This is a genomic window from Methylobacterium tarhaniae (assembly GCF_001043955.1).
GTDB classification, from domain to species: domain Bacteria; phylum Pseudomonadota; class Alphaproteobacteria; order Rhizobiales; family Beijerinckiaceae; genus Methylobacterium; species Methylobacterium tarhaniae.
The window spans coordinates 1-3,248 of record NZ_LABZ01000324.1 but is presented as its reverse complement, the minus strand read 5'-3'; the positions used below and the strand labels follow the sequence as shown (position 1 = coordinate 3,248).

The following is a 3,248-nucleotide window of genomic DNA, read 5'->3' as shown; positions in this document are numbered from 1 at the left end:
GTTCGCCGTGACCGATACCGGCTCGACCGTGCAGGTGCGCTACCGCGGCCTCCTGCCCGACCTCTTCCGCGAGGGGCAGGGCGTGGTGACCGAAGGCGTGCTGGAGCCCGACGGGACGTTCCGCGCCGACACGGTGCTGGCCAAGCACGACGAGACCTACATGCCCCGCGAGGTCGCCGACGCCCTCAAGGCTCAGGGGCGCTGGCAGGAAGGCGCCGGCAAGCCCGTTCAAGGCTCGTCCGCGCAAGGTTCGTCCGCGCAAGGCCAGGCCGAGCCCGTCTCCCGCACCGCCGTCCAGTAGCGCCGCCCCGTGCGGCGGAAGGTCTTGGCGGCGCGGGAGACGAAGCGGACTACGATGACGCCCGCGATCCGCCGCGGCAGGACGCCGGGCCGGGAGAGCCATCGGCCGATCTCCCGTCCCGATGGACTCAAACGCTCACCGAAAGGTCGCCCCGTTGCTGATCGAGGTTGGTCACTACGCCCTCGCCCTGGCGCTCGCCCTGTCGCTGACGCAGATGGTGATGCCGATCTGGGCGGGCCGCACCGGCGACCCGGTCCTGCGCGGCGTCACCGAGCCGGCGGCGCTCGCCACCTTCGCGTGCATCGCCTTCGCGTTCGGGGCGCTGACCTACGCCCACGTCACCTCGGACTTCTCGGTCCAGAACGTCGTCGAGAACTCCCACTCGATGAAGCCGCTGATCTACAAGATCTCCGGCGTCTGGGGGAACCACGAGGGCTCGATGCTGCTCTGGGTGCTGATCCTGGCTTTGTTCGGCGCCGTGGTGGCGCTCGCCCGCAACTCCGTCCCGCCGACCTTGCGCGCCAACACGCTCGGCGTGCAGGCCGCGATCACGGCGGTGTTCCTGCTCTTCATCCTGGTCACCTCGAACCCGTTCAACCGGCTCAACCCGGCCCCGGTCGAGGGTCGCGACCTCAATCCCCTCCTCCAGGATCCCGGCCTCGCGATCCATCCGCCGCTGCTCTATCTCGGCTATGTCGGCTTCTCGATCACCTTCGCCTTCGCCATCGCGGCCTTGATCGAGGGCCGGATCGACGCCGCCTGGGCGCGGGCGGTGCGGCCCTGGACGCTCGCGGCCTGGTGCTTCCTCACCGTCGGCATCGCCATGGGGTCGTACTGGGCCTATTACGAGCTCGGCTGGGGCGGCTGGTGGTTCTGGGACCCGGTCGAGAACGCCTCGCTGATGCCCTGGCTCGCCGGCACGGCCCTCGTCCACTCCACCGTCGTCATGGAGAAGCGCGACGCGCTCAAGGTGTGGACGGTGCTGCTGGCCATCCTGACCTTCTCGCTGTCGCTGCTGGGCACCTTCCTGGTGCGCTCCGGCGTGCTCACCTCGGTCCACACCTTCGCGACCGATCCGACCCGCGGCACCTTCATCCTCGGCATCCTGGTCCTGTTCATCGGCGGCTCGCTGGCGCTCTACGCCTGGCGCGCGCCGACCCTGCGCCAGGGCGGCCTGTTCGCGCCGATCTCGCGGGAGGGCGCGCTGGTGATGAACAACCTGTTCCTGTCGGCGGCCTGCGCCACGGTGCTCGTCGGCACGCTCTATCCGCTGGCGCTGGAATCGCTGACCGGGGAGAAGATCTCGGTCGGGGCGCCGTTCTTCAACCTGACCTTCGTGCCGCTCGCGGTGCCGCTGCTCCTCGTGGTGCCGTTCGGCCAGACGCTGGCCTGGAAGCGCGGCGACCTCGCGGCCGCGAGCCAGCGGCTGTTCATCGGCTTCGCGCTGGCCCTCGCCATCACGCTCGTCGCCATCGCGGTCACCTGGGGCGGGCCGGTGGGAGCGCCGCTCGGCATCGGGCTCGGCGCCTACCTGGTGATCGGCGCCGCCTTCGAGATCGTCACCCGGGCCAAGGGAAAGACGCTCGGTCTGTCGCTGCGCCGCGCCGCCGGCCTGCCGCGCTCGGCCTGGGGCACGGCTCTCGCGCATGCCGGCGTCGGCGTCACGGTGATCGGCATCGCCGCGCAGGCCTGGAGCGTCGAATCCCTCGCCACGATCCAGCGCGGGGGAGAGCTGCGCGCCGGCCCCTACGTCGCCGTGCTGGAGGGCGTCCTGCCCCGCACCGGGCCGAACTACACCGAGACCGTGGCCCACCTGACCATCCGCGAGGGCGGCGCGCCGGTCGGCGTGATCGAGCCGGGCAAGCGCTTCTACGCCTCGCGCAACATGTCGGTGAGCGAGGCGGGGCTCCTGACGATCGGGGTGAGCCAGGTCTATGCCAGCGTCGGCGAGACCGGGACCGACGGCAGCGTCGGCATTCGCCTCTACTACAAGCCCCTGGTGCTGCTGATCTGGCTCGGCGCCGTGGTGATGGCGCTCGGCGGGGGCCTCTCCCTGACCGACCGGCGCTTCCGCGTCGGCGCCCCGGCCCTGCGGCCGGCCATCCGCGACGCGGCCGGGCCAGTGCCGCCCCACTCGGTCCCCGCAGAGTAGGACACTCGGTAGCCCCATGCGTTCGTTGCGCTCCGCCCTCGTCGCCCTCGCGCTCCTCATGCCGGTCGCCGCCGGCGCGGTGCAGCCGGAGGAGGTGATGAAGGATCCGGGCCTGGAATCGCGGGCCCGGTCGATCTCGGCCGGCCTGCGCTGCCTCGTCTGCCAGAACCAGTCGATCGACGATTCCGACGCGCCGCTCGCCCGCGACCTGCGGCTGATCGTGCGCGAGCGCCTGCGCCAGGGCGACAGCGACAATGCGGTGGTCGATTACGTGGTGCAGCGCTACGGCGAGTTCGTGCTGCTGCGCCCGGTGGTCGCCTGGCACACCGCCGTGCTCTGGCTCACGCCGGTGCTGGTGGTCGGCCTCGGCGGCCTCGCCCTGTGGGCCGCCGCGCGCCGGCGCAGGCCGGCACCGCCGCGGGCGCTCTCGGCGGCGGAGGAAGCGGCTGTGGCCGATCTGGTCCGCCGGGCCGAGCCGCGGTGAGCGGCAGCCTCACCGACATCGCGGGGATCCGCGTCGGCCACGCCGACGATCCCAAGGCGCTCTCCGGCGTCACCGCGATCGTCTTCGACTCCCCTACGGTGGCGGCGGTCGATATCCGCGGCGGCGGGCCCGGCACGCGGGAGACCGACCTCCTCGATCCGGAGCGCACGGTGCAGGGGGTCGATGCCCTCGTATTGTCCGGCGGCTCGGTCTTCGGGCTGGATGCCGCCTCCGGCGTCACGGCCTGGCTCGCCGAGACCGGCCGCGGCTTCGCGGTCGGCCAAGCGCGGGTGCCGATCGTGCCGGCGGCC

The 3,248-nt window shown here is 72.2% G+C and carries 4 protein-coding genes; all 4 read left to right on the top strand.

Annotated features, from left to right (window positions below; translation table 11 throughout):
• Positions 1-301 (top strand): cytochrome c maturation protein CcmE domain-containing protein (locus VQ03_RS29670; RefSeq protein WP_048454530.1); only part of this gene is annotated, 301 nt, incomplete at its 5' end.
• 154 nt (positions 302-455) lie between these two features.
• Entirely contained in the window at positions 456-2,453 is a 1,998-nt protein-coding gene (locus tag VQ03_RS29665; RefSeq protein WP_048454529.1) for a heme lyase CcmF/NrfE family subunit, read from the top strand.
• Positions 2,454-2,469: 16 nt separating this feature from the next.
• On the top strand, positions 2,470-2,937 hold the full coding sequence (locus tag VQ03_RS29660; protein ID WP_048454528.1) for a cytochrome c-type biogenesis protein: 468 nt from the start codon (positions 2,470-2,472) through the stop codon (positions 2,935-2,937).
• Positions 2,934-3,248 (top strand): P1 family peptidase (locus VQ03_RS29655; RefSeq protein WP_048454527.1); only part of this gene is annotated, 315 nt, incomplete at its 3' end. The genes VQ03_RS29660 and VQ03_RS29655, both read left to right, overlap by 4 nt.